This window comes from Pseudomonas sp. BRM28 (genome assembly GCF_002939405.1).
Taxonomy (GTDB): Bacteria; Pseudomonadota; Gammaproteobacteria; order Pseudomonadales; family Pseudomonadaceae; genus Aquipseudomonas; species Aquipseudomonas palmensis.
The window spans coordinates 685,682-706,834 of sequence record NZ_PEFV01000001.1 but is presented as its reverse complement, the minus strand read 5'-3'; the positions used below and the strand labels follow the sequence as shown (position 1 = coordinate 706,834).

22 protein-coding genes are annotated in these 21,153 nt (G+C 66.0%); 7 read left to right on the top strand and 15 right to left on the bottom strand.

All coding sequences use genetic code 11. The features are described 5' to 3' along the window. Nucleotides 1-42: 42 nt before the first annotated feature. Complete coding sequence (locus CR917_RS03370; protein ID WP_058541911.1) at nucleotides 43-1,188, bottom strand: slipin family protein; 1,146 nt, start codon at nucleotides 1,186-1,188, stop codon at nucleotides 43-45. Nucleotides 1,189-1,799: 611 nt separating this feature from the next. Between CR917_RS03370 and rtcR the strand changes: the two genes are divergently transcribed. Both rtcR and CR917_RS03360 read left to right on the top strand, forming a co-directional pair. Continuing rightward, the gene (gene rtcR, locus CR917_RS03365; protein WP_104571880.1) at nucleotides 1,800-3,383 is read left to right on the top strand and encodes an RNA repair transcriptional activator RtcR; all 1,584 of its coding nucleotides are present in this window, start codon (nucleotides 1,800-1,802) and stop codon (nucleotides 3,381-3,383) included. Nucleotides 3,384-3,468: 85 nt separating this feature from the next. Continuing rightward, nucleotides 3,469-4,554: a dienelactone hydrolase family protein gene (locus CR917_RS03360; protein ID WP_173925035.1), complete on the top strand. Its 1,086-nt coding sequence runs from the start codon at nucleotides 3,469-3,471 to the stop codon at nucleotides 4,552-4,554. Between the two features lie 244 nt (nucleotides 4,555-4,798). On the opposite strand, the gene CR917_RS03355 is transcribed toward CR917_RS03360, so the two are convergent. The 3 genes from CR917_RS03355 to CR917_RS03345 are packed head-to-tail and all read right to left on the bottom strand — an operon-like array spanning nucleotide 4,799 to nucleotide 8,566. Further along, nucleotides 4,799-6,007: an SGNH/GDSL hydrolase family protein gene (locus CR917_RS03355; protein WP_043861881.1), complete on the bottom strand. Its 1,209-nt coding sequence runs from the start codon at nucleotides 6,005-6,007 to the stop codon at nucleotides 4,799-4,801. Between the two features lie 2 nt (nucleotides 6,008-6,009). Continuing rightward, nucleotides 6,010-7,176 (bottom strand): SGNH family hydrolase, encoded by a 1,167-nt coding sequence (locus tag CR917_RS03350; RefSeq protein ID WP_078481667.1) that lies wholly within the window; start codon nucleotides 7,174-7,176, stop codon nucleotides 6,010-6,012. Further along, nucleotides 7,163-8,566, bottom strand: a complete 1,404-nt coding sequence (locus tag CR917_RS03345) for an MBOAT family protein (RefSeq protein ID WP_244988659.1) — start codon at nucleotides 8,564-8,566, stop codon at nucleotides 7,163-7,165. The genes CR917_RS03350 and CR917_RS03345 overlap by 14 nt, the downstream gene beginning before the upstream one ends. Nucleotides 8,567-8,810: 244 nt before the next feature. Between CR917_RS03345 and CR917_RS03340 the strand changes: the two genes are divergently transcribed. From CR917_RS03340 to dxs, 3 genes are all read left to right on the top strand, one after another. After that, a complete protein-coding gene (locus CR917_RS03340) occupies nucleotides 8,811-9,053 on the top strand; it encodes an exodeoxyribonuclease VII small subunit (protein WP_043861884.1) in 243 nt (80 codons plus the stop codon). Next, on the top strand, nucleotides 9,050-9,937 hold the full coding sequence (ispA, locus tag CR917_RS03335) for a (2E,6E)-farnesyl diphosphate synthase (protein WP_104571878.1): 888 nt from the start codon (nucleotides 9,050-9,052) through the stop codon (nucleotides 9,935-9,937). The genes CR917_RS03340 and ispA overlap by 4 nt, the downstream gene beginning before the upstream one ends. 152 nt (nucleotides 9,938-10,089) lie before the next feature. Beyond that, complete coding sequence (gene dxs / locus CR917_RS03330; RefSeq protein ID WP_104571877.1) at nucleotides 10,090-11,988, top strand: 1-deoxy-D-xylulose-5-phosphate synthase; 1,899 nt, start codon at nucleotides 10,090-10,092, stop codon at nucleotides 11,986-11,988. Nucleotides 11,989-12,050: 62 nt separating this feature from the next. On the opposite strand, the gene CR917_RS03325 is transcribed toward dxs, so the two are convergent. The 11 genes from CR917_RS03325 to nrdR form a co-directional block, all read right to left on the bottom strand. Further along, the gene (locus CR917_RS03325) at nucleotides 12,051-12,470 is read right to left on the bottom strand and encodes a hypothetical protein (RefSeq protein ID WP_043861887.1); all 420 of its coding nucleotides are present in this window, start codon (nucleotides 12,468-12,470) and stop codon (nucleotides 12,051-12,053) included. After that, a complete protein-coding gene (gene ribA, locus CR917_RS03320; RefSeq protein WP_043861888.1) occupies nucleotides 12,467-13,084 on the bottom strand; it encodes a GTP cyclohydrolase II in 618 nt (205 codons plus the stop codon). The genes CR917_RS03325 and ribA overlap by 4 nt, the downstream gene beginning before the upstream one ends. Before the next feature lie 68 nt (nucleotides 13,085-13,152). Then, nucleotides 13,153-13,947 (bottom strand): ABC transporter substrate-binding protein, encoded by a 795-nt coding sequence (locus tag CR917_RS03315; protein ID WP_104571876.1) that lies wholly within the window; start codon nucleotides 13,945-13,947, stop codon nucleotides 13,153-13,155. A gap of 13 nt (nucleotides 13,948-13,960) precedes the next feature. Then, nucleotides 13,961-14,464 carry a phosphatidylglycerophosphatase A gene (locus CR917_RS03310; RefSeq protein ID WP_043861890.1) on the bottom strand — a complete coding sequence of 168 codons (504 nt, stop codon included), beginning with the start codon at nucleotides 14,462-14,464 and terminating at the stop codon, nucleotides 13,961-13,963. A gap of 9 nt (nucleotides 14,465-14,473) precedes the next feature. Beyond that, on the bottom strand, nucleotides 14,474-15,427 hold the full coding sequence (gene thiL, locus CR917_RS03305; RefSeq protein ID WP_104571875.1) for a thiamine-phosphate kinase: 954 nt from the start codon (nucleotides 15,425-15,427) through the stop codon (nucleotides 14,474-14,476). A gap of 18 nt (nucleotides 15,428-15,445) precedes the next feature. Beyond that, the gene (nusB, locus tag CR917_RS03300; protein WP_043861892.1) at nucleotides 15,446-15,946 is read right to left on the bottom strand and encodes a transcription antitermination factor NusB; all 501 of its coding nucleotides are present in this window, start codon (nucleotides 15,944-15,946) and stop codon (nucleotides 15,446-15,448) included. Next, entirely contained in the window at nucleotides 15,943-16,419 is a 477-nt protein-coding gene (gene ribE, locus CR917_RS03295) for a 6,7-dimethyl-8-ribityllumazine synthase (RefSeq protein WP_043861893.1), read from the bottom strand. Before ribE ends, nusB begins: the two co-directional genes overlap by 4 nt. A gap of 90 nt (nucleotides 16,420-16,509) precedes the next feature. Continuing rightward, nucleotides 16,510-17,601, bottom strand: a complete 1,092-nt coding sequence (gene ribBA, locus CR917_RS03290) for a bifunctional 3,4-dihydroxy-2-butanone-4-phosphate synthase/GTP cyclohydrolase II (protein WP_104571874.1) — start codon at nucleotides 17,599-17,601, stop codon at nucleotides 16,510-16,512. An 18-nt stretch (nucleotides 17,602-17,619) separates the two neighbouring features. Beyond that, on the bottom strand, nucleotides 17,620-18,282 hold the full coding sequence (locus CR917_RS03285) for a riboflavin synthase (RefSeq protein WP_043861895.1): 663 nt from the start codon (nucleotides 18,280-18,282) through the stop codon (nucleotides 17,620-17,622). Nucleotides 18,283-18,325: 43 nt separating this feature from the next. After that, nucleotides 18,326-19,462, bottom strand: coding sequence for a bifunctional diaminohydroxyphosphoribosylaminopyrimidine deaminase/5-amino-6-(5-phosphoribosylamino)uracil reductase RibD (gene ribD, locus CR917_RS03280; RefSeq protein WP_043861896.1), 1,137 nt, complete (start codon nucleotides 19,460-19,462; stop codon nucleotides 18,326-18,328). After that, complete coding sequence (gene nrdR / locus CR917_RS03275; protein ID WP_043861897.1) at nucleotides 19,459-19,923, bottom strand: transcriptional regulator NrdR; 465 nt, start codon at nucleotides 19,921-19,923, stop codon at nucleotides 19,459-19,461. Before nrdR ends, ribD begins: the two co-directional genes overlap by 4 nt. A 108-nt stretch (nucleotides 19,924-20,031) precedes the next feature. Here nrdR and CR917_RS03270 point away from each other — a divergent pair, with 108 nt between their 5' ends. After that, nucleotides 20,032-20,478 carry a YbaY family lipoprotein gene (locus CR917_RS03270; protein WP_043861898.1) on the top strand — a complete coding sequence of 149 codons (447 nt, stop codon included), beginning with the start codon at nucleotides 20,032-20,034 and terminating at the stop codon, nucleotides 20,476-20,478. Beyond that, on the top strand, nucleotides 20,475-21,137 hold the full coding sequence (locus tag CR917_RS03265) for a methyltransferase (protein ID WP_054916423.1): 663 nt from the start codon (nucleotides 20,475-20,477) through the stop codon (nucleotides 21,135-21,137). Before CR917_RS03270 ends, CR917_RS03265 begins: the two co-directional genes overlap by 4 nt. Nucleotides 21,138-21,153: the final 16 nt, after the last annotated feature.

Sequence of the window (21,153 nt, the reverse complement as noted above, 5' to 3'; positions counted from 1 at the left end):
AATTGTCCTTGTAGCCCGCCAGGCCCGAAGGCCTGGCAGGTGTCATGCGGTTTTCAGGCTGACCAGCCCATTCAACACCTGATCCAGCCCGCCGAATACCGAAATCCGGTCGATGCGCTCGGCCACCCGCTCCAGGGTTTCCAGCTCCTTCAGGCGCAGGGCCGTCGGGTTGTCTTCCATGACCTTGGCGGTGTTGAGCAGCGAACGGGTCGCCGAGGTTTCCTCGCGGCGCCGGATCACGTTGGCCTGGGCCGCCTTCTCCGCCTCCACCACTTGCGCCAGCAGGGTCTTCATTTCACCCGGCAGAATGATGTCGCGCACGCCCAGGCCGCTGACCTCGATGCCGCTGCCCACCAGTTTCTCGGCCAGGTACTGGCTGACGGTGTCGTCGATCAGTTGCTTGTTCTCCAGCAGCTCGTCGAGGGTACGCGTGCCCACGGCCGCACGCAGGCCGAACTGCACCTCGCGGTACAGGTGTTCCAGCGGTTTGCTGAGGCTGGCGAAAGCCATCAGCACGTCGCTGTAGCGCCAGTTGGCCGCCAGGTTCAGGCGCAGGCTGACCTTGTCGCGGGTGAGGATCTCCTGGCCGCTGACCTCCAGCGACTGGATGCGCATGTCCACCATGTCGACGCTCACCTGGCGGTTGAAGCGCCAGAAGCCGTACTGACCGGCCGGCAGCAGCTCGACCACCGCGCCATCGACCTTGAGCACGCCCACATGGAAGGCCGGCACCGGCGCCAGCAGCACCGCATCCAGCCCGGCCAGGGTGCGACCGCGCAGCTTGGGCTGGCCGAGCTGGCCGAGCAGGGTCGGCTCCAGGCGATAGCTGTGGGTCAGGTCGATGCGCTGCAGGGTCTGCGCGCTCTGGCCCTTCCAGTACAACTGGCGGCTGCCCGGTGGCAGCAGTTCCGCCAGTGCGCCATCCTCGAAACGCAGGCCCACTTCGTGTTCGGCCAGGTCCATGCGCTCGAAGTACTGATCCACCACCGCCGGCTCGCTCTGGCGCAGGTAGCCGGCCAGGCGGTGCTCGAAGCGCGGGGTGTTGAGGCTGAAGGTTTCCACCGTCAGCCGGTTATGCAGGTCAAGGCGCTGATGCACGCCCGGTTCCAGGATCGACACGAAGTCGCCCTCGCAGAACAGCAGGCCGCGTTCGTTCTTTTTCACGATGAAGCGCTTGAGCAGTTTCATTCTGTATTTCCCTTTCAATGAATTCCGTGGTGCCGGTGCGGCCGGTACGCCGAGCGCTGCAGGTGGGGCCCGGGGGGAGGTGCACGCGTCGGGACATCAGAGTCCTTTGCCGACCGAGTCCTTCGGTCCGACGTTGCGCCTTGCCCCGGGCCCGGCCAGCAGGCCGGGCGTACCAGCGGTGGCGGGGGCGTCCTTCGCGACAGTCAGCCATCCTGGCTGCAAGTGCGTTGCCCTCGCCTCACCGGCGGGTGTTACGGGTACAGCTACCGTGGAGGGTATGTAACGAGTTCTAGGCTCGTTGGCGGCCCCATCCGGGGTTGCGCCAGCGACCGGTCGTTGCGGCGGCGGCATGCACGACACCAACACCAGGGGTGGGCTCGTGCACCGGTGGGGTTGTGAACCCCGACCCGTTGGCCTGCTTGGCGATGCGGTCGAAAGCGTTAGTGCGAGGGGCGTGCCAGGTTTCGTCAAAGCGCTAGAATTTATTTTCAACTAATTGATTTATAAGTGTTTTATTTTAATCTTCGCTAAATCAATCTGCGCACTTGGCAAATGCTTGAGGGCTTTTATGTATACTTTTATCTCTTCATTTATCCAAAAAGATAAACAGCATGCACAAGCGCAGCGTTGCCATCGGCTTCATCGGCACCACCCTCGACCGCAACGGAAAGGGTGCCGCGCGCTGGAACAAGTGGCGGCCCACCGTCGCGCTGTGCCAGCAGCCGGATCTTTCGATCGACCGCCTGGAGCTGATTCACGGCAAGAGCGAACGTGATCTGGGCCTGGCCGAGCGCCTGCGCGAGGATGTACTCAGCGTGTCGCCCCACACCGAGGTGCGCCTGCACCGCTTGGCACTGCACAACCCGTGGGATTTCGAAGAGATGTACGGCGCGTTGCATGACTTCGCCAGCAGCTACCACTTCGACACCGAGCACGAGGACTACCTGGTGCACATCACCACCGGCACCCACGTTGCGCAGATCTGCTGGTTTCTGCTGACCGAGGCGCGCTACCTGCCGGCGCGACTGGTACAGACCTCGCCGGCGCGCGGCAAGGAAGAAGAGCGTTACCCGGCCGGCACCAGCACGCTGATCGACCTCGACCTGTCGCGCTATGACCACATCGCTTCGCGCTTTCAGCGCGAGCAGGCGCACAGCCTGGCGTTTCTCAAGGCCGGCATCGCCACGCGCAACGTGGCGTTCAACCACTCCATCGAGCAGATCGAGCGCGTCGCCCTGCGCTCAACCGCCCCGATGCTGCTGGTGGGGCCGACCGGTGCCGGCAAGTCGTTCCTGGCCCGGCGCATCCATGAACTCAAGCGCACGCGCCACCAGCTGGAGGGCCGCTTCGTCGAAGTGAACTGCGCCACGCTGCGCGGCGACGGCGCCATGTCGAGCCTGTTCGGGCATATCAAGGGCGCCTTCACGGGTGCACAGAACGCCCGCGACGGCCTGCTGCGCGCCGCCGACGGCGGCATGCTGTTTCTCGACGAAATCGGCGAACTGGGCGCCGACGAACAGGCCATGCTGCTCAAGGCCATCGAAGAGAAGCGCTTCTTCCCGATGGGCGCAGACAACGAGGTGCAAAGCGACTTCCAACTGATCGCCGGCACCCACCGTGACCTGCGCAAGCAGGTGGCCGAAGGGCTGTTTCGCGAAGACCTGTATGCGCGCATCAACCTGTGGACCTTCGAACTGCCGGGGCTGGCCGGGCGGCGCGAAGACATCGAGCCGAACATCGATTTCGAACTGCAGCGCCACGCCCGCGAACAGGGCCGCAACGTGCGCTTCAACCTTGAAGCCAAGCGCCAGTACCTGGCGTTCGCCCATTCACCGCAAGCACGCTGGGCCGGCAACTTTCGCGAGCTGTCGGCCTCGATCACGCGCATGGCGACCCTGGCCGACAGCGGACGCATCGACGAGCCCCTGGTCAGCGAAGAGATCACCCGGCTGCAACGGGCCTGGGGGGTTGCGGCGCCCACCGAGCCGTTGCTTGAAGGGCGTGAGCTGGACCTGTTCGACCGCCTGCAACTGGAGGCCGTGCTGCGGGTGTGTCGCGATGCCCGCTCGCTGTCCGACGCAGGGCGCCAGCTGTTTGCGGTATCGCGCCAGGACAAGGAAAAACCCAACGATGCCGACCGCCTGCGCAAATACCTGGCGCGCTTCGAACTGGACTGGAACCAGCTGCGCAGCTGAGCTGCCATGCTAGAATCCGCGCCCCGGCCGTATTGGCCGGCACACTTTCCCTTCCACCGAAAAAGGACTCTCGGTCTTGTCGTTCATGACATCTCCTCGTCTGCACTTTGCCACCCTCAGCCTGTTCACCGCCCTGAGCCTTACCGCCACCGCCAGCTTCGCCGACGAAGACGAGGCCGTTGCCAAGGGCCGCTGGCAGGGCCTGGCCGGCATGGCCAACCTCTACCTGAACGATGCCGACGCACAGGAATTCATCGATGCCGGCGACAAGGAGAAAAGCGAGCACGACAACATGGCTGGCGCCCTGGCCTATTACCTGACGGCCGCACGCCTGGACCCGAAGAACGCCTATGCGTCCTACCAGGCCGGCGCCGCCCTGGCCTCGATGGAGAAGTTCGATCTGGCTGGCGACCTGCTCGACCAGGCCCGCGAGCGCGGTTTCTGGCAGGCCGTGATCCTGCGTGACGACGACGAGCTGGAGGGCATGAAGGACGCACCGGCCTACAAGAAACTGCTGCAGAGCGCCGAGGCCAACTACGCCAAACAGGCCAAGGATGCCGGTGCGGCGGCGTTCAGCATCCCCGAAGGCAAGGCCCCGGCCGGCGGCTGGCCGGTGGTGGTGTGGTTGTCCGGCTACGGCACCGAAGGCAGCAAGGGCATTCGCATGCGTGAAGAGCTGGTGGGCGAACGCGCCGTACTGGTGGGCGTGAACGGCACGCTCAAGCGCGACGAGGGCCAGTTCATGTGGCAGCAACACTCGGTCGAGCCGACCGAGAAAGCCGTGGCGGCCGCGCTCAAGGCCCTGGAAAAGCAGACCCGCATCGACCGCTCGAACGTGGCGCTGATCGGCTTTTCTCAGGGCGCCGAACATGCGGCGCACCTGATCGCCGAATACCCGCAGCATTACAGCGGCGCGGTACTGCTGTCGCCGGGCGGCTTTCGCATTCCATTCGCCGTGCAGAAGGCCAAGGACAAGCGCATCGTGATCGTGCACGGCGCCAAGGAGCATTCGAGCAACCTGGAACTGACCGCAACCACGCAAAAGGCGTTCGAAGGCAGCAACCCGGTGCAAAGCCACGAACACCCGGCCGGGCACACCTTCCAGGATGACTGGGAAACGGCGTATCGCGGGTACCTCGATTACGCGTTGGGGCTGACCCCGGCGGGCTGACTACAGCGCGGCTTTCGCCAGCAAGGCTGGCTCCTGCAGGGTTGGGATAAACGGCAGGAGTCAGCCATGCTGACGAAGAACCCTTCGAGATCTGTCCAAAAGTCCTACAGCAGGCCCCAAAAAACCATTCTATGCTTGCACCTGAGTTCGACGCCCCTGTGGCTCGAAGCTGGGGGGCTGTTATCGATGCACCGGGGCGCCGCAAGCCAATCCCGACACCGATACAGCCCCTCTTTTTTTTGCCTCAACGCAGCCCCAACTGCCCCCGCAGGTAGTCATACAGCCCCGACGCACTCTTGCGATAGCCATCAGCTGTCAGGTGCACCAGGTCGCCTCGCGCCAGCCCCTCTGCCTGCCACCGCGCAATCGAGCACTCCCCGCCCATGTAGGCCTGCCAGTCCCAGAACAGCACGTTGGCCTGGCGTGCCACCTGGCGCTGGATCTGCACCACCTGCGGCAACGACTGCGGGCGCCGCGTCGCGCAGGTGCGCGCGCCACGCTGCTTGATCGAGTCCGAAGGCCCCACCAGCAGGATCACCGCCCGTGGCTGCACCCGCTTGAGCTGGGCCACGGTACGGCGCAACTGGTCACGGTACTTGGCCATGTCCAGGGTGTTGTCGAACGCCTCGTTGGTGCCATAGGCCAGAATGATCAGGTCCGGGCGCAGGGCCTTGAGGTTTTCCTGCCAGCCAGCCTGCCATTTGTCCTGCACCTCCAGCCGCGCACCATTGATGCCCAGGGCCGAATAGGTCACCCCGGCGTTCTTCTGGCCCTGGATGTACCAGCCACCCAGCACCGTGCCCGGGTGGGCATTCAGGCTCATGTCCACCGGCAGGCTGATGCTGTTGAGCGGCGGGCTGAAGCGCCACTGCCCGTTGCTTGCGGCCAGCATCACGCGGCGCGCCGCGTTCTGCCCGCCACGGGCGGTAAGGCTGCTGTTCTCCCGCGCCTGGTACAGGGCCGAGATACGGTAGCGCTGGGCACTGGGTTCGCGCGCCTCCAGGCGCACGCTCGGGTTTGCTGCCAGCGGTACCGACAGGTAGCCCCCCAGCGGGAACTGGGTGCTTTGCTGGTTGCGCGCCGACACCAGCTCCCACTGGCGCCTGGCCGTCTTGAGGATCAGGTTGTCGTAGCGCGTGCCAGGTACCGGTGTCGCCGCCACAAAGCCTATGCCGCCATCGCCGTACTGCGACTGCAGCAAGCGACGCATCTCGCCGCTGAACAGGTCGGCGGCAGTGTGCGAATCTCCGAATTGCACGATATTGACCGGTGTGCGACTGGAGGTGCGCAGCTTGCCGGCCAGCACCGCAAGGTTGCCGTCACGGCTGCCGGTCGCCTTCTGCTGCACGGCGAGGGGGCGCGCGGCCGGCGCGTTGACCGCCGCCACCGGGCTGCAGCCCGGCAGCGCGCAGATAAGCGCCGCCAGCACCAGGATGTTGTGCGCTCGGCGCATGCTCAGTGTCCCGTTACGGTCAGGCCCGGGAAGGCGATCATCGACAGTACCTGCTCGGCGATCAGCTTCTGGCCCGTGGTGGTGAAGTGGATGCCGTCGTCGACACGGGTCTTGACCCGTTTGCCCTGGCTGTTCTGCAGGGTATAGGAGAACTCGTCGGCCTGGTAACCGAGCACGCCGTTGGCCGACACGTAATGCTGCTGGTACAACTGCGCCTGGCTTTCATACAGCCCGCTGAGATAGGCCATGGCCGTCGACAACTTGGGCTTTTGCATGTTGGGCGGGCCGACCCAGATCACCTGCACATTGTGAGCGCGGGCCTCGTCCAGGATCCGGTCGATGCGCTTGCGGTACAGCGCCTCCCACTCAGGCGATTTGAAACGCAGGAACGGCTTGCCCTTGGACTCGGGCATGTCCCACGGGTCGTTCGGGCCCAGGAACACCACCATCAGGCGGATGTTGGGGTGATTCTGCAGCGTGTCGGACACCGTCTGCGGCCAGTTGAAAAAACCGGGGTACGCCAGGCCCGTGCTCTGGCGGCTGAGGTTGACGCTCTTGATCTGGTAGCGCTTGAGCAAGGTGTTGGCCAGGTGCGGCGCCACGCCCTGCATCAGCGAGTCGCCCACCAGGAACACTTCGTCGCCAGCCGCCAGGCTCACGGCCTTGGGCGGCTGCCCCGGCACCAGCGGTTGCGCCGCCACCTTGACCGGTTGCGCGGCGGGCGCCTGCGCCACAACCGGCGGCACTGTCGCTGGCTGCACTGCAGGGGGCCTGGCCGCAGGTGTCGGCGCCACCACCGGTACCTTGGCAGGCGCCGGCGCCTTGGCATGGGGCTGCGCCAGGTCGACCAGCACCACCGGCATACTGGGCGGCAGCTCGACCGTCGGCACGCCCTCGGCCTGGGCCAGCAGGGTCTGGCGCTCCAGGCTGTCGATGAAGCTGCTGCGCGCATCCCCCAGGGCCTGGGTCAGGTTGCCGCCCAGGCGCCACGCCTGGCTCTGCCCTACCCAGGGCAGCTCGCAGCTCTGGTGGTACTTCTGCTGGCAGTACAGGCTGATGGAGTTCTGGTTCAGCCAGAACAGCAGCAAGGTGGTGACCAGGATCGCGTACAGCACCTTGGCCGCGCCCATTTGCGTCTTGAACAGCTGACCGGTACTAGAAGCTTGCATAGATGAACCCCGGCACGCCCGATTGCGAAGCGAAGATGACCAACGACACGAACAACCCCAGCGGGATCGGGTAGAGCTGCCAGGGCAGCCGGCTGCTGGCGGCAAAACCCTGGCGCAGCAGCGCCAGCACCTGCGGGTACACCGCGATGTACAGCACGCAGCCCAGCAACAGCAGGCCGGTGGGGCTCAACAGCCCGCCCAGGCTCAGGCCGGCGATGCCGCCGAGCATGTCCAGCGCATCATCCAGGCTCGCGCAGCGAAAGAAGATCCAGGCGAAGGCGACGTAGTGGAAGGTGAGCAGGCGCGCCAGCACATCCGCGCCCGGCCAGCGCATCGGTTGTGGCAGCACGTAGGTGGAGGCCTTGTACAGCGCCAGCCCCACGCCGTGCAGCGCCCCCCAGATGATGAAGTTGAGGCTCGCGCCGTGCCACAGGCCGGAAACCAGCATCGCCAGCAGCATGTTCAGGTTGCCGCGCCATACGCCCTGGCGGTTGCCGCCCAGCGGGATGTACACGTAGTCGCGAATGAAGGTCGACAGGCTGATGTGCCAGCGCCCCCAGAACTCCTTGAGGTTGCGGGCCGCGTAGGGCGCATTGAAGTTGGCCGGCAGGCGAAAGCCCAGCAGCAGCGCCACACCGGTCACCAGGTTGGTGTAGCCGCTGAAGTTCAGGTAGATCAGCAGGCTGTAGCCGTACACGCTCAGCAGCAGTTGCTCGGCGCTGAAGCCGCTTGGTGTCTCGAACACCGGGTCGACCCACTCGCTGCCCAGCCAGGCACTGAAGAAGAACAGCTTGACCACCGCCAGCGCAATCAGCCCCAGCGCCCGTTGCGGCTCCAGCACCTGGCGGATCTGCGCCGGGCGAATCTGCGGCAGCATGTGCGCGGCGCGGTTGACCGGGCCGGCCACCAGGCTGGGGAAGAAGGCCAGGTACAGGGCCAGGTCCAGCGGCGCGGCCGGGGCCATTTCACCGCGGTTGATCGACACCAGGTAGCTGACCGAATGGAAGGTGTAGAACGACAGCCCGATCGGCAGCAGCACCTCCAGCACCGGCAGCGAGACGTCCAGGCCCAGGTCGGCCAGCGCGGCCTGCACGCCCCCCACGAAGAATTCCTGGTACTTGAAGACATAGAAGCAGCCCAGCACCAGCAGCAACACCATCAGGTAGGTGAAGCGCCGTCCGGGATATCGCGCGCTGAACAGCCCCAGCAGGTAGACCAGCAGGGTGTAGCCGAGCAGGATGTACAGCGAATCGAGGCTGAAGCTTGCGACCAGCGCATAGCTGCCCGCCAGCAGCAGGACGTTCTGCAGGCGAACGCTCCAGCAAAGGCTCCAGTAGACCGCGAAAAACAGAGTGAAGCAGAGGCCGAACTCGATCGAAAGAAAGCTCACAACGTAGTCCATTACGCGACATGGAAGGGGGGACCCTGACCCGGATACAACCCGCGGCGCAGAGCGGGCGCGATTATGGCAGACAGCAGTGAGCCCCCACAATGCAAGCAGTGCAGGAAAATCAAGCCTGTTCCCACGGCATTTATGCAACAGAATGCGACGAAAGATCACAGGCGCTGATTTGCTCCCCCTGCCCTGCTCTGCTAGTGTCGCGCCGTTCAAACCGCCACCAGAGACAGCCGCCATGGCCCGAAAAAAAGCTGCCATTGACTTCGAGCAATCCCTTGCCGACCTGCAAGCGCTGGTCGAACGCCTGGAGAACGGCGAACTGTCGCTGGAAGATTCGCTGACCGCCTTCGAGCAAGGCATCGGCCTGACCCGCGATTGCCAGAGCGCCCTGACCCAGGCCGAGCAGAAGGTCCAGGTGCTGCTGGAGCGCGACGGCGAGTTGCGCGCCGAGCCGTTCGACGCGGAACAGCCAGAATGATTGCCGCCTACCAGGCCCGTTGCCAGGCCCAGGTGGATGCCGCGCTGGAAACCCTGTTCCACGCCCCCTCGAGCGAACTCGAGCGCCTGTATGCCGCCATGCGCTACAGCGTGATGAACGGCGGCAAGCGGGTACGCCCGCTGCTGGCCTATGCCGCCTGCGAGGCGCTGGGTGGCGCCAGCAGCGATGCCGACGGCGCCGCCTGCGCGGTCGAGCTGATCCACGCCTATTCGCTGGTGCATGACGACCTGCCGGCAATGGACGACGACGACCTGCGTCGCGGCCAGCCCACCACCCACAAGAAATTCGACGAGGCCTGCGCGATCCTGGCCGGCGACGGCTTGCAGAGCCTGGCCTTCAGCGCCCTGCTCGACCCGCGCCTGAGCCCGCAGAGCGATGCCATTCGCCTGGCCATGGTGCAGGCCGTGGCCCAGGGCGCCGGCCCCGCCGGCATGGTTGGTGGCCAGGCCATCGACCTGGGCTCGGTGGGGCTCAAGCTCGATCAGACCGCGCTGGAATACATGCACCGGCACAAGACCGGCGCGCTGATCGAAACCAGCGTCAAGGTCGGTGCCCTGGCCAGCGCGCGGGCCGATACCCAGACGCTTGCAGCCTTGCAGCAGTATGCCCAGGCCATCGGCCTGGCGTTCCAGGTGCAGGACGACATCCTGGATGTCGAGAGCGATACCGCGACCCTGGGCAAGCGCCAGGGCGCAGATATCGCCCGCGACAAGCCGACCTACCCGGCATTGCTGGGGCTCGAAGCCGCCAAGGCCTACGCGCTGGAACTGCGCGACCAGGCACTGGCAGCGCTGGCTGGGTTCGATGACAAGGCCGAGCCGCTGCGGGCGTTGGCGCGGTACATCGTCGAACGCCGCAGTTGACCGCAGCGGCCCTTCGCCGGCAATGCCGGCTCCTGCATCGAACCCTGTAGGAGCCGGCATTGCCGGCGAAACGCGCACCACATACCTCAATGGGCAGCCTTCACCGCAATAAGGTAAACTGCCGCCTCATCACACCTATAACGATTCGCCTGATGCCCACGACGTTTCAAGAGATCCCCCGCGAACGCCCGGTCACGCCGCTGCTTGACCGTGCCGATACGCCAGCCGGCCTGCGTCGTCTGGCCGAAGCCGACCTGGAGAAACTGGCCGACGAACTGCGCCAGGAGCTGCTCTATAGCGTCGGCCAGACCGGCGGGCACTTCGGTGCCGGCCTGGGCGTCATCGAACTGACGATCGCCCTGCACTACGTCTTCGACACTCCGGACGACCGGCTGGTGTGGGATGTGGGCCACCAGGCGTATCCGCACAAGATCCTCACGGGTCGGCGCGAACGCATGCACAGCCTGCGTCAGAAGGACGGCCTGGCCGCCTTCCCGCGCCGCGTCGAGAGCGAGTACGACACCTTTGGCGTCGGGCACTCCAGCACCTCGATCAGCGCCGCGCTGGGCATGGCCATCGCCGCCCGCCTGCAGAACCAGGCACGCAAGTCGATTGCAGTGATCGGTGACGGCGCGCTCACCGCCGGCATGGCCTTCGAGGCGTTGAACCACGCCCAGGAAGTCAACGCCGACATGCTGGTGATCCTCAACGACAACGACATGTCGATTTCGCGCAATGTCGGCGGCCTGTCCAACTACCTGGCCAAGATCCTCTCCAGCCGCACCTATGCAAGCATGCGCGAGGGCAGCAAGAAGGTGCTGTCGCGCCTGCCCGGCGCCTGGGAGATCGCCCGCCGCACCGAAGAGTATGCCAAGGGCATGCTGGTGCCCGGCACCCTGTTCGAAGAGCTGGGCTGGAACTACATCGGCCCCATCGACGGCCACGACCTGCCCACCCTGATCGCCACCCTGCGCAACATGCGCGACCTCAAGGGGCCGCAGTTCCTGCACGTGGTGACCAAGAAGGGCAAGGGTTTCGCCCCGGCCGAGGTCGACCCGATCGGCTACCACGCGATCACCAAGCTCGAACCGCTGGACGCCCCGGCCACCGCGCCGAAAAAGGCCGCCGGGCCGAAGTACTCGGCGGTGTTCGGCCAGTGGCTGTGCGACATGGCCGCCGCCGACCAGCGCCTGGTGGGCATCACCCCCGCCATGAAGGAAGGCTCGGACCTGGTGGCGTTCAGCGAACGCTACCCCGAGCGCTACTTCGACGTGGCGATTGCCGAGCAGCACGCGGTGACGCTGGCGGCGGGCATGGCCTGCGAGGGCGCCAAGCCGGTGGTGGCGATCTATTCGACCTTCCTGCAGCGCGCCTACGACCAGCTGATCCATGACGTGGCGGTGCAGAACCTCGACGTGCTGTTCGCCATCGACCGCGCCGGCCTGGTGGGCGAAGACGGCCCGACCCACGCCGGCAGCTTCGACCTGTCGTTCCTGCGCTGCATCCCCGGCATGCTGGTGATGACCCCCAGCGACGAGAACGAGCTGCGCAAGATGCTCAGCACCGGGCACCTGTACAACGGCCCTGCCGCCGTGCGCTACCCGCGTGGAAGCGGGCCGAACGCGACGATCGACGGCGACCTTGAGCCGCTGGAGATCGGCAAGGGCGTGATTCGCCGCCAGGGCAGCAAGGTCGCCCTGCTGGTGTTCGGTGTGCAACTGGCAGAAGCGCTGAAGGTGGCCGAAAACCTGGATGCAACCGTGGTCGACATGCGTTTCGTCAAGCCGCTGGATGAAGCGCTGGTGCGCGAGCTGGCTGGCAGCCATGACCTGCTGGTGACCATCGAAGAGAACGCCATCATGGGCGGCGCCGGCTCTGCGGTCAGCGAGTTCCTGAGCGCTGAAGGCGTGCTCAAGCCGATGCTGCACCTGGGCTTGCCGGATGTGTACGTCGAGCATGCCAAGCCGGCGCAGATGCTGGCCGAATGCGGGCTGGATGCTGCCGGGATCGAGGCTTCGGTGCGTCAGCGGAGCCAACTGCTGGGCCTTTAGACCCTTTCGCCAGCCAGGCTGGCTCCTGCCTGCAGGAGCCAGCCTGGCTGGCGAAGGGCGCATCAGCCCAGCTGACGCGGTACCCGGTACAGGTAAAGGATCACCACGCTGGCGATTGCCAGCAGAATCTGCGGCACTCCCTCCAGGCCCACGAACACCGACAGTGCGGCCACCCACGCCGGCAGGCAGGCAAACAGCATCGACACACGGCGAACCCGCGCCAGCTCTATCCAGGCCGCCGGCTCCTCAGCGCTGTTCAGCGCCTTTTCAGTGGCAATCAATGCACGCTTGTAGGCGCTGAAACGCGGCAGGCTGAAGAACATCGAGGCCAGCCCGGCCAGAAACACCGGCATCACCAGCAGCGGGACACGCGCCACACTGCCTCCGAACGCCCAGCCGAACACCAGCAGCGGCGCCAGGGCAATCGCGAAGAACTGCCACCAGGCGAACGCCAGCCGCCGCTTGACCTGGCCGCGGGTCACGCCCGACCGGCCTCGCCCTGGTGCTCGTTGCCCATCATGTGGCCGAGCTTGCCGGCCTTGGTGGCCAGGTAGTGCTTGTTGTGCGGATTGTGCCCGGTGTGCAGCGGCACGCGCTCGGCTACCGCAATGCCCATGGCGGTGAGGGCTTTTACCTTGCGCGGGTTGTTGGTCATCAGGCGCAATGACGTGACACCCAGGTGCTCGAGCATCGGCTGGCACATGGCGTAGTCACGCTGGTCGGCGGCAAAGCCCAGGCGCTCGTTGGCCTCGACGGTGTCGGCGCCGCCGTCCTGCAGTTCGTAGGCGCGAATCTTGTTCAGCAGGCCGATGCCACGACCCTCCTGACGCAGATACAGCAGCACGCCACGGCCTTCGCGGGCGATGGCCTGCAGAGCGGCCTCCAGCTGCGAACCACAGTCGCAGCGCTGGCTGAACAGCGCATCGCCGGTCAGGCATTCGGAATGCAGGCGCCCCAGTACCGGCTCGCCATCGGCTACATCACCCAGGCTGAGCACAACGTGCTCGCGGCCGGTGGCTTCGTCGAGAAAACCATGCATGGTGAACGTGGCAAAGGGGGTGGGCAGCTTGGAAGCGGCAACAAAGACGACGGGCACCTTGTGCTCCTGATCAATAACGTGAAATTTGATGTGCGCCGATTGTAACAGCAGCGTAAGGCAGGTGCTTAGGCTGAATTCTTGGGCAAACAGATCGAGAAGTTAGATGCTGGCACGTGCGCACTGCCCGGAATCGGGAACGGATACGGCTGCTGCCAGCGCTCGAAGATCTCGCGCAATTCGCCGCTGGCGATCAGTTCGTCCATGCGCCGATCGAACAGCGCCCGGAGCGCACAGGCCTGCTCGGTCCTGGCAAAGGCCAGGTACAACGGTAACTCGGCGATGTGGGTGCGGCGGAACCGGGCCTTGTCACGGGCCTGGTTGTACACGTAGTCCACCTCGGTCTGGGCATCGATGTAGAAGTCCACGCGCTTGAGTTCGAGCATCGGCAGGATGCCGTCGCGCCGCTGCACCTCGCGAAACTCCTTCACATCGGGCAGGTAGCGCTGGTACTCGTAGCCACGCACCCAGGAGAGCTTGTAGCGGCCGATGGTGGCGGCGCTCGGCACCGGCAGGCTGGCCAGGCCCAGGGCGTAGATATGGTCCTGGTCGAAGGCGTTGCGCGGGTAGAGGTAGTCGTTGCTTTCCTGCTCGTAGGAGCCGACCCAGGCATCGGCCTCGGCGCGCTTGACCAGGCCCACGGCGCGGCTGTAGGGCACGCTGATGGCGAGCACCTTGACCCCCGCCGGCTCGAACACCTTGCGCAGCACGTCCCAGGCCATGCCGCGCCCTTCGACGTCGGTGTAGTCCGGCCAGATCTCGCTGGCCAGGCGCACCTCCTGCGGCAACGCGGTCGGCTCGCCAGCCCAGGCGATGCCGCCACCCAGCGCCAACACCAGCAGCAACACTCGCCATGCGCGCATCAGGCCACTCCCTTCAGGTGAAACTCCACACCAGCGCCTGCATGCCCAACCAGGCGAACACGCCGGCCAGCACGTCATCGAACATGATGCCGAAACCGCCATGCACATGCCGGTCGATCCAGCGGATCGGCCACGGCTTGAGTATGTCGAAGAAGCGGAACATCAGAAAGCCTGCCAACAACCATAGCCAACCTTCCGGTACCAGCCAGAGGGTTATCCACATGCCGACCATCTCGTCCCAGACGATGCCCTCGTGGTCATGCACGCCCAGGTCGTCGGCGACCTTGCCGCACAACCATACGCCGAACAGCATGGTCAGCCCCAGCATCAGCCAGTAGCCCCAGTCGGGCAGCATCTGCCACAGCGGGATGAACGGCACGGCCACCAGCGAACCCCAGGTGCCCGGCGCCTTGGGCAGGGTGCCGGAGCCGAAGCCGAAGGCCAGAAAATGCCAGGGGTTGCGCCAGACTGAAGGCGGCACGTTTTCTGCCGGCACCTGATTGGGGTGATCGGTCACGGTGTCTCCCTAAAAATGTTGATAACCCCGCGTGCGCGGGGTGATGTCCGCCCCGGCGTGGTCACGCAGGCTGACGCCGCTGCCCGCCTCCACCCGACCGACCACGTGCACCGGCCAGCCGGCAGCCTGCAGGCCGGCCAGGTGCGAGGGGGGCAAGGTGAAGGCAATCACGTAGTCGTCGCCACCGGTGAGCGCGGCCTGTCGCGCACCTTCCAGGCCCAGCAGGCCCTGCAGCGCCGCACCCAGCGGCAGCTGTTCGAGCGACAGCACAATCGACACGCCCGAGGCCGTGGCAATGTGTCCGCAATCGGCCAGCAGGCCATCGGAGATATCCAGCGCCGCGCTGGCCTTGCCTCGCAGCGCCTGACCCAGCGCCAGTTGCGGTGGCGGCGACCAGTAGTGCGCCAGCAGCGGCTCGGCCAGCGCCACCGCCGCCTCGCGTTCGCCAAGCACCAGCGGCAAGGCCCCGGCAGCGTTGCCCAGCTCACCACCGACACACACCAGGTCACCAGGCTGCGCACCGCTGCGCGTCAGGGCCTGGCCGGCAGGCACGCGGCCGAACACGGTCATGGTCAGGCTCAGCGGCCCATGGGTGGTGTCCCCGCCTACCAGGCTCAGGCCGCATTGTCGGGCCATCAGGTTCAGACCCTGGGCATAGGCCTTCAACCAATCGGCGTGAACCGTCGGCAGGGTCAGGGCAAGGGTAAAGGCCACGGGGGTGGCGCCCATGGCTGCCAGGTCACTGGCAGCCACCGCCAGCGAGCGCTGGCCGAGCAGGAACGGTTCGCACACAGCCGGGAAATGCACCCCGGCCACCAGCGTGTCGGTGGACACGGCCAGTTGCTCGCCGGCCGGCAGCGCCAGCAGGGCGCAATCGTCGCCGATCCCCAGGGCGACCCCGTCGCCGGCCTGCGCACAGGGCGCGGCGGCGAAGTAGTGGCGGATCAGCTCGAATTCACCCATGGGCAGGCAGCGCCGCAATCAGCGCTTGAACGCCTTCACTTCGGCTTCGCGCAGCCGCGGTGCGAGCTTGTCGAGCACACCGTTGACGAACTTGTGCCCGTCAGTGGCGCCGTACACCTTGGCCAGCTCGATACCTTCGTTGATGACCACGCGGTAAGGCACGTCGACCCGCTTGATCAGCTCCCAGGTGGACAGGCGCAGCACCGACAGCTCGACCGGATCGAGCTCTTCGAGCACGGTGTCCAGGCAAGGCGCGAGGGCCTTGTCGATTTCTTCCTTGATCGCCGGCACGCCGTGCAGGATCTCGCGGAAGTAGGCACCGTCGACATCGGTGAAATCGTTATCGACCCGGAACTGCGCTTCGATCTCGTTCAGCGAGTGCTTGGCCATGTGCCACTGGTACAGCGCCTGGGTCGCGAGCTTGCGGGCTTCGCGACGCTTGGCGCTCTTGGAGGGCTTGCCAGCATCCGCAGGTTTTGGATCGCGCGGGTTGAAACGATCGCTTTCGTCGCTAATCACTTGGCCTCCAACTGCGCCAGCAGGCTGACCATTTCCAGGGCGGACAGGGCCGCTTCGGCGCCCTTGTTGCCGGCCTTGGTGCCGGAACGCTCGATGGCCTGTTCGATCGAATCGACGGTTAGGACACCGAAGGCAACCGGCACGCCGAACTCCATGGACACCTGGGCCAGGCCCTTGGTGCATTCGCCCGCCACGTATTCGAAGTGCGGGGTGCCACCACGGATCACGGCGCCCAGGGCGATGATCGCGGCGTATTCGCTCTGCTGGGCGACCTTCTGTGCCACCAGCGGAATCTCGAACGCACCCGGTGCACGGATGATGGTGATGTCGCTTTCGCTCACGCCGTGGCGAACCAGGGCATCAACGGCACCGCTTACCAGGCTTTCGACGACGAAGCTGTTGAAGCGGCCAACCACCAAAGCATAGCGACCTTTGGGGGCAATGAAGGTACCTTCGATGGTCTTCAGGGACATTGCGGGGTTCTCATCTTAAAGAGCCAGGCCGCAACGGTGCGGCCTGTGGGAGTTTTGTTCCGGATCAACAGCGGGAAACCAGCCCCTGCTTTATTCGGAGGGCACGTATTCTACAACTTCCAGATCGAATCCGGATATCGCATTGAACTTCATTGGCGAACTCATCAGGCGCATCTTGCGTACGCCCAGGTCGCGCAGAATCTGCGAACCGGCACCCACGGTGCTGTAGGTGGTGGGTGTCTTGACCTGGCTGCTGTCGGCGCTTTCGCGGATATGCGCCAGCAGCACGTCGCCGTCCAGCGGGTGGCCGAGCAGCAGCACCACGCCGCTGCCGGCCTCTGCCACGGCGCTCATCGCGGCGCGCAGGCTCCAGCGGCCGGGCTGCTTGACCAGCAGCAGGTCGCGCAGCGGGTCCATGTTGTGCACCCGCACCAGGGTCGGTTCCTCGGCGCAGATCTTGCCCAGGGTCAGGGCCATGTGCACGTCGCCTTCGACCGAATCGCGGTAGGTCACCAGGTTGAACTGACCCAGTTCGCTGTCCAGCGGCTGCTCGGAAATCCGCTGAATGGTACGTTCGTGGATCATGCGGTAGTGGATCAGGTCGGCGATGGTGCCGATCTTGATGTTGTGCTCGGCGGCGAACACTTCCAGCTCGGCGCGACGCGACATGGTGCCGTCGTCGTTCATCACCTCGCAGATCACCCCGCTCGGCTCGAAACCGGCCATGCGCGCCAGGTCGCAGGCCGCCTCGGTGTGGCCGGCACGGGCCAGGGTACCGCCGGGCTGGGCCATCAGCGGGAAGATGTGGCCCGGGCTGACGATGTCTTCGGCCTTGGCGTCCCGGGCGGCGGCGGCCTGCACGGTGCGCGCGCGGTCGGCGGCGGAGATACCGGTGGTGACGCCTTCGGCAGCTTCGATCGAAACGGTGAACTTGGTGCCGAAGCCCGAGCCGTTGCGCGGGGCCATCAGCGGCAGCTTGAGCAGCTCGCAGCGCTCGCGCGACATCGGCATGCAGATCAGGCCACGGGCGTACTTGGCCATGAAGTTGATGTGTTCGGCCTTGCAGCACTCGGCGGCCATGATCAGGTCGCCTTCGTTCTCGCGGTCTTCGTCATCCATCAGGATGACCATTTTGCCCTGGCGAATGTCTTCGACCAGTTCTTCGATGCTGTTGAGCGCCACGCGGCACCCCCTTCTAAATCAGGATTTCAGGTAGCCGTTGGCGGCCAGGAAACTTTCGGTGATGCCACCCTTGCCCGGCTCGGCGGCCTTGTCGCCCAGCAGCAGACGCTCCAGGTAACGGGCCAGCAGGTCGACCTCAAGGTTAACCCGACGCCCGGTGCGATAGTCGGCCATGATGGTTTCAGCGAGGGTGTGCGGCACGATGGTCAGCTCGAACTCGGCGCCATCGACCTGGTTGACCGTGAGGCTGGTGCCATCGACGGTGATCGAGCCCTTGTGGGCGATGTACTTGGCCAGTTCGGCCGGCGCGCGCAGGCGGAACTGGATGGCGCGGGCGTTATCGCTGCGCGAGATGACCTCGCCGACACCGTCGACGTGGCCGCTGACCAGGTGGCCGCCCAGACGGCTGCTGGGGGTCAGGGCCTTTTCCAGGTTGACCCGGCTGCCTACCTTGAAGTCGGCAAAGGCGGTGCAGTCGAGGGTTTCGCGGCTGACGTCAGCCCAGAAACCGTCGCCAGGCAGTTCGACGGCGGTCAGGCACACGCCGTTGACGGCGATACTGTCGCCCAGTTTCACGTCGCCCAGGTCGAGCTTGCCGGTTTCGACATACACGCGCACGTCGCCGCCTTTGGGGGTGAGTGAACGGATGCTGCCGATGGATTCGATGATGCCGGTGAACATGAGTCCTCCTTCAGAACGGGTCGCGCAAGGCGCAGGCCGCGAATTATACGCCGGGCGCAGGCACAGGAATGGCAGTGACTCGCCAGTCATCGCCTACGGCGCGCATGTCGGTGATTTTGAGGGCCTGCGCTTCGCTCATTCTGGCCAGGGGCCAATCGAGCAATGGGCGGGCACTGGAGCCGAGAAACTTGGCAGCGATGAAGAGCTGGTATTCGTCCACCAGGCCCTGTTGCGCGAAGGCACCGGCCAGGCCCGGGCCGGCCTCCACCAGGACCTCGCTGGCACCACGCCGGGCCAGTTCGCGCAGCAGCGCGGGCAGGTCGACGTGCCCGTCGGTGCCGGGCAGGCTCAGCAGGTCATGGCCGGCCTGGGCGTACTGCGCAACTGGCGCGGCGGCCGTCACCACCAGCACCGGGCCGGCCTGGAAGAACGGCGCCGTCAGCGGCAGGCGCAGGCGCCCGTCGATGAGCACGCGCAACGGTGGGCGGGCCATCGCCAGGGCGGTGCTGTCGGCGTCCAGCCCAAGCTCGTCGGCGCGCACGGTCATGCGCGCGTTGTCGGCCAGCACGCTCTGGGCGCTGGTCAGCACCACGCTGGAGCGCGCGCGCAGACGCTGCACCGCCGAGCGTGCGGCCGGGCCGGTGATCCACTGGCTCTCGCCACTGGCCATGGCGGTGCGCCCGTCCAGGCTCATCGCCAGTTTGACCCGCACAAAGGGCAGGCCGTGTTCCATGCGTTTCAGAAAGCCCGGGTTGAGTGCGCGGGCCTCGGCCTCCAGCACACCGCTGGCAACTTCGATACCGACGTCGGCCAGGCGCTTGAGCCCCTGCCCCGCCACTTGCGGGTTGGGGTCCTGCATGGCCGCCACCACCCGCGCCACACCGGCCTTGACCAGCGCCTCGGCACACGGCGGCGTGCGCCCGTGGTGGCTGCACGGCTCCAGGGTCACATAGGCACAGGCGCCACGGGCCAGCTCGCCGGCCTGGCGCAGCGCGTGCACCTCGGCATGCGGTTCGCCGGCGCGTACGTGCCAGCCTTCGCCGACCACCTGACCGTCACGCACGATCACGCAACCGACCCGCGGGTTGGGGTGGGTGGAATAGAGACCCTTGCGCGCCAGTTCCAGCGCACGGGCCATGTAGTGGGCGTCGAGCACGTCGCGTTCGCTGGGCAGGCTCATTGCTTGGAAGGCTCGCGCGCCAGGCGGTCGATTTCTTCACGAAATTCGTCCAGGTCCTGGAAGCGGCGGTACACCGAGGCGAAGCGGATGTAGGCCACTTCGTCGAGCTTTTGCAGCTCGGCCATCACCAGTTCGCCGACGACCAGCGACTTGACCTCGCGCTCGCCGGTGGCGCGCAGCTTGTGCTTGATGTGGGCCAGCGCCGCTTCGAGGCGCTCGACGCTCACCGGGCGCTTTTCCAGCGCCCGCTGCATGCCGGCGCGCAGTTTTTCTTCGTCGAAGGGCTGGCGGCTGCCGTCGGTCTTGATCAGGCGCGGCAGCACCAGTTCGGCGGTTTCGAAGGTGGTGAAGCGCTCACCGCAGGCCACGCATTCGCGGCGACGGCGCACTTGTTCGCCCTCGGCAACCAGTCGCGAGTCGATGACCTTGGTGTCGTTGGCACCGCAGAAGGGACAGTGCATGGTGGCAGGCAACAAAAAAAGGGAGGGTCATGGTAGCGCATCCCACTGGCAAGACAAGCCAAAGCAGTTACCATCCAGTGAGGAAATATCCCCCCGAAGGAATTGATCATGCCCTTTAGAGCGCTCGTTGTGCTCAGTTTTGCCGCCCTGCTGGCCGCCTGCAGCAGCGATGAACCCAAGCCGGTGCTGGCCCCCAAGGCCCCGGTAGCGGCCAAGCAACCTGTGGCCCTGGGCCCGCTGCCGGCCTACCAGCGTGAAATCAGCGGCACCCTGCTTGGCATCCCGTCGGGCGCCGAGGTCGAGCTGGCGCTGCTGGTGGTCGACCCGCGCGGCCGCCCGCAACGCCTGCTGGCCAGCAGCAACCTGGACGCCAACGGCCAGGACCTGCCGTTCCAGCTGCGTTTCAACCCCGAGGCGTTCCCTGCCGGTGCGCGGGTGGAGCTGCGCGGGCGTGCCAGCCAGTCCGGGCAGCTGATCCTGCACCTGCAACCTGTGGCGGTCAGCAGCCCGCAAACCCAGGCCACCGGCCCGCTGCGCCTCGAAAAAGCGCCGTGACCGCGCCGATCCACCTGCAACAGGCGTTGAGCGGGCTGCTGGGGGACGCACGGCTGGTGGTCAGCGAGCTGCCGGCCTGCGACCTCAAGCTGTGGCTGATCGATGCGCACAACATGGACCGCGCGTTCAGCCCCGAGGAAACCCGGCGCATCCTGCACGAGCCGCCCTACTGGGCCTTCTGCTGGGCCAGCGGCCTGGCCATGGCGCGCTACCTGGCCGCCCGCCCCGAGTGGGTGGCCGGCAAACGCGTGCTGGACTTCGGCGCAGGCTCGGGCATTGCCGGCATCGCCGCCGCCCGCGCCGGAGCGCTTGAAGTGGTGGCCTGCGACCTCGACCCGCTGGCGCTGCAGGCAAGCCGCGCGAATGCCGCGCTCAACCAGGTGCAGTTGGGCTACTCCAGCGATTTCTTCGCCGAGGCCGACCGCTTCGACCTGGTGCTGGTGGCCGATGTGCTCTACGACCGCGCCAACCTGCCGCTGCTCGATGCGTTTCTCAGCCGCGGGCACCAGGCGCTGGTGGCCGACTCGCGGGTGCGCGACTTCCGTCACCCCCTGTACCGCCAGCTCGACACCCTGCACGCCCTGACCCTGCCAGACCTGGCCGAACCCCACGAATTCCGCCAGGTGAGCCTGTACCACGCCAGCCGCAGCGCTTTATAGTGTTGCCATTCAAGGA

Bases quoted from the DNA above. Each gene is read 5' to 3' on its own strand.
- ribE (WP_043861893.1), bottom strand. From the start codon at position 16,419: ATGTCCCTGAAGACCATCGAAGGTACCTTCATTGCCCCCAAAGGTCGC.
- rtcR (WP_104571880.1), top strand. From the start codon at position 1,800: ATGCACAAGCGCAGCGTTGCCATCGGCTTCATCGGCACCACCCTCGAC.
- thiL (WP_104571875.1), bottom strand. From the start codon at position 15,427: ATGGGTGAATTCGAGCTGATCCGCCACTACTTCGCCGCCGCGCCCTGT.
- CR917_RS03340 (WP_043861884.1), top strand. From the start codon at position 8,811: ATGGCCCGAAAAAAAGCTGCCATTGACTTCGAGCAATCCCTTGCCGAC.
- CR917_RS03360 (WP_173925035.1), top strand. From the start codon at position 3,469: ATGACATCTCCTCGTCTGCACTTTGCCACCCTCAGCCTGTTCACCGCC.
- CR917_RS03370 (WP_058541911.1), bottom strand. From the start codon at position 1,188: ATGAAACTGCTCAAGCGCTTCATCGTGAAAAAGAACGAACGCGGCCTG.
- CR917_RS03355 (WP_043861881.1), bottom strand. From the start codon at position 6,007: ATGCGCCGAGCGCACAACATCCTGGTGCTGGCGGCGCTTATCTGCGCG.
- CR917_RS03315 (WP_104571876.1), bottom strand. From the start codon at position 13,947: ATGCGCGCATGGCGAGTGTTGCTGCTGGTGTTGGCGCTGGGTGGCGGC.
- CR917_RS03285 (WP_043861895.1), bottom strand. From the start codon at position 18,282: ATGTTCACCGGCATCATCGAATCCATCGGCAGCATCCGTTCACTCACC.
- CR917_RS03270 (WP_043861898.1), top strand. From the start codon at position 20,032: ATGCCCTTTAGAGCGCTCGTTGTGCTCAGTTTTGCCGCCCTGCTGGCC.
- nrdR (WP_043861897.1), bottom strand. From the start codon at position 19,923: ATGCACTGTCCCTTCTGCGGTGCCAACGACACCAAGGTCATCGACTCG.
- ispA (WP_104571878.1), top strand. From the start codon at position 9,050: ATGATTGCCGCCTACCAGGCCCGTTGCCAGGCCCAGGTGGATGCCGCG.
- CR917_RS03350 (WP_078481667.1), bottom strand. From the start codon at position 7,176: ATGCAAGCTTCTAGTACCGGTCAGCTGTTCAAGACGCAAATGGGCGCG.
- ribD (WP_043861896.1), bottom strand. From the start codon at position 19,462: ATGAGCCTGCCCAGCGAACGCGACGTGCTCGACGCCCACTACATGGCC.
- dxs (WP_104571877.1), top strand. From the start codon at position 10,090: ATGCCCACGACGTTTCAAGAGATCCCCCGCGAACGCCCGGTCACGCCG.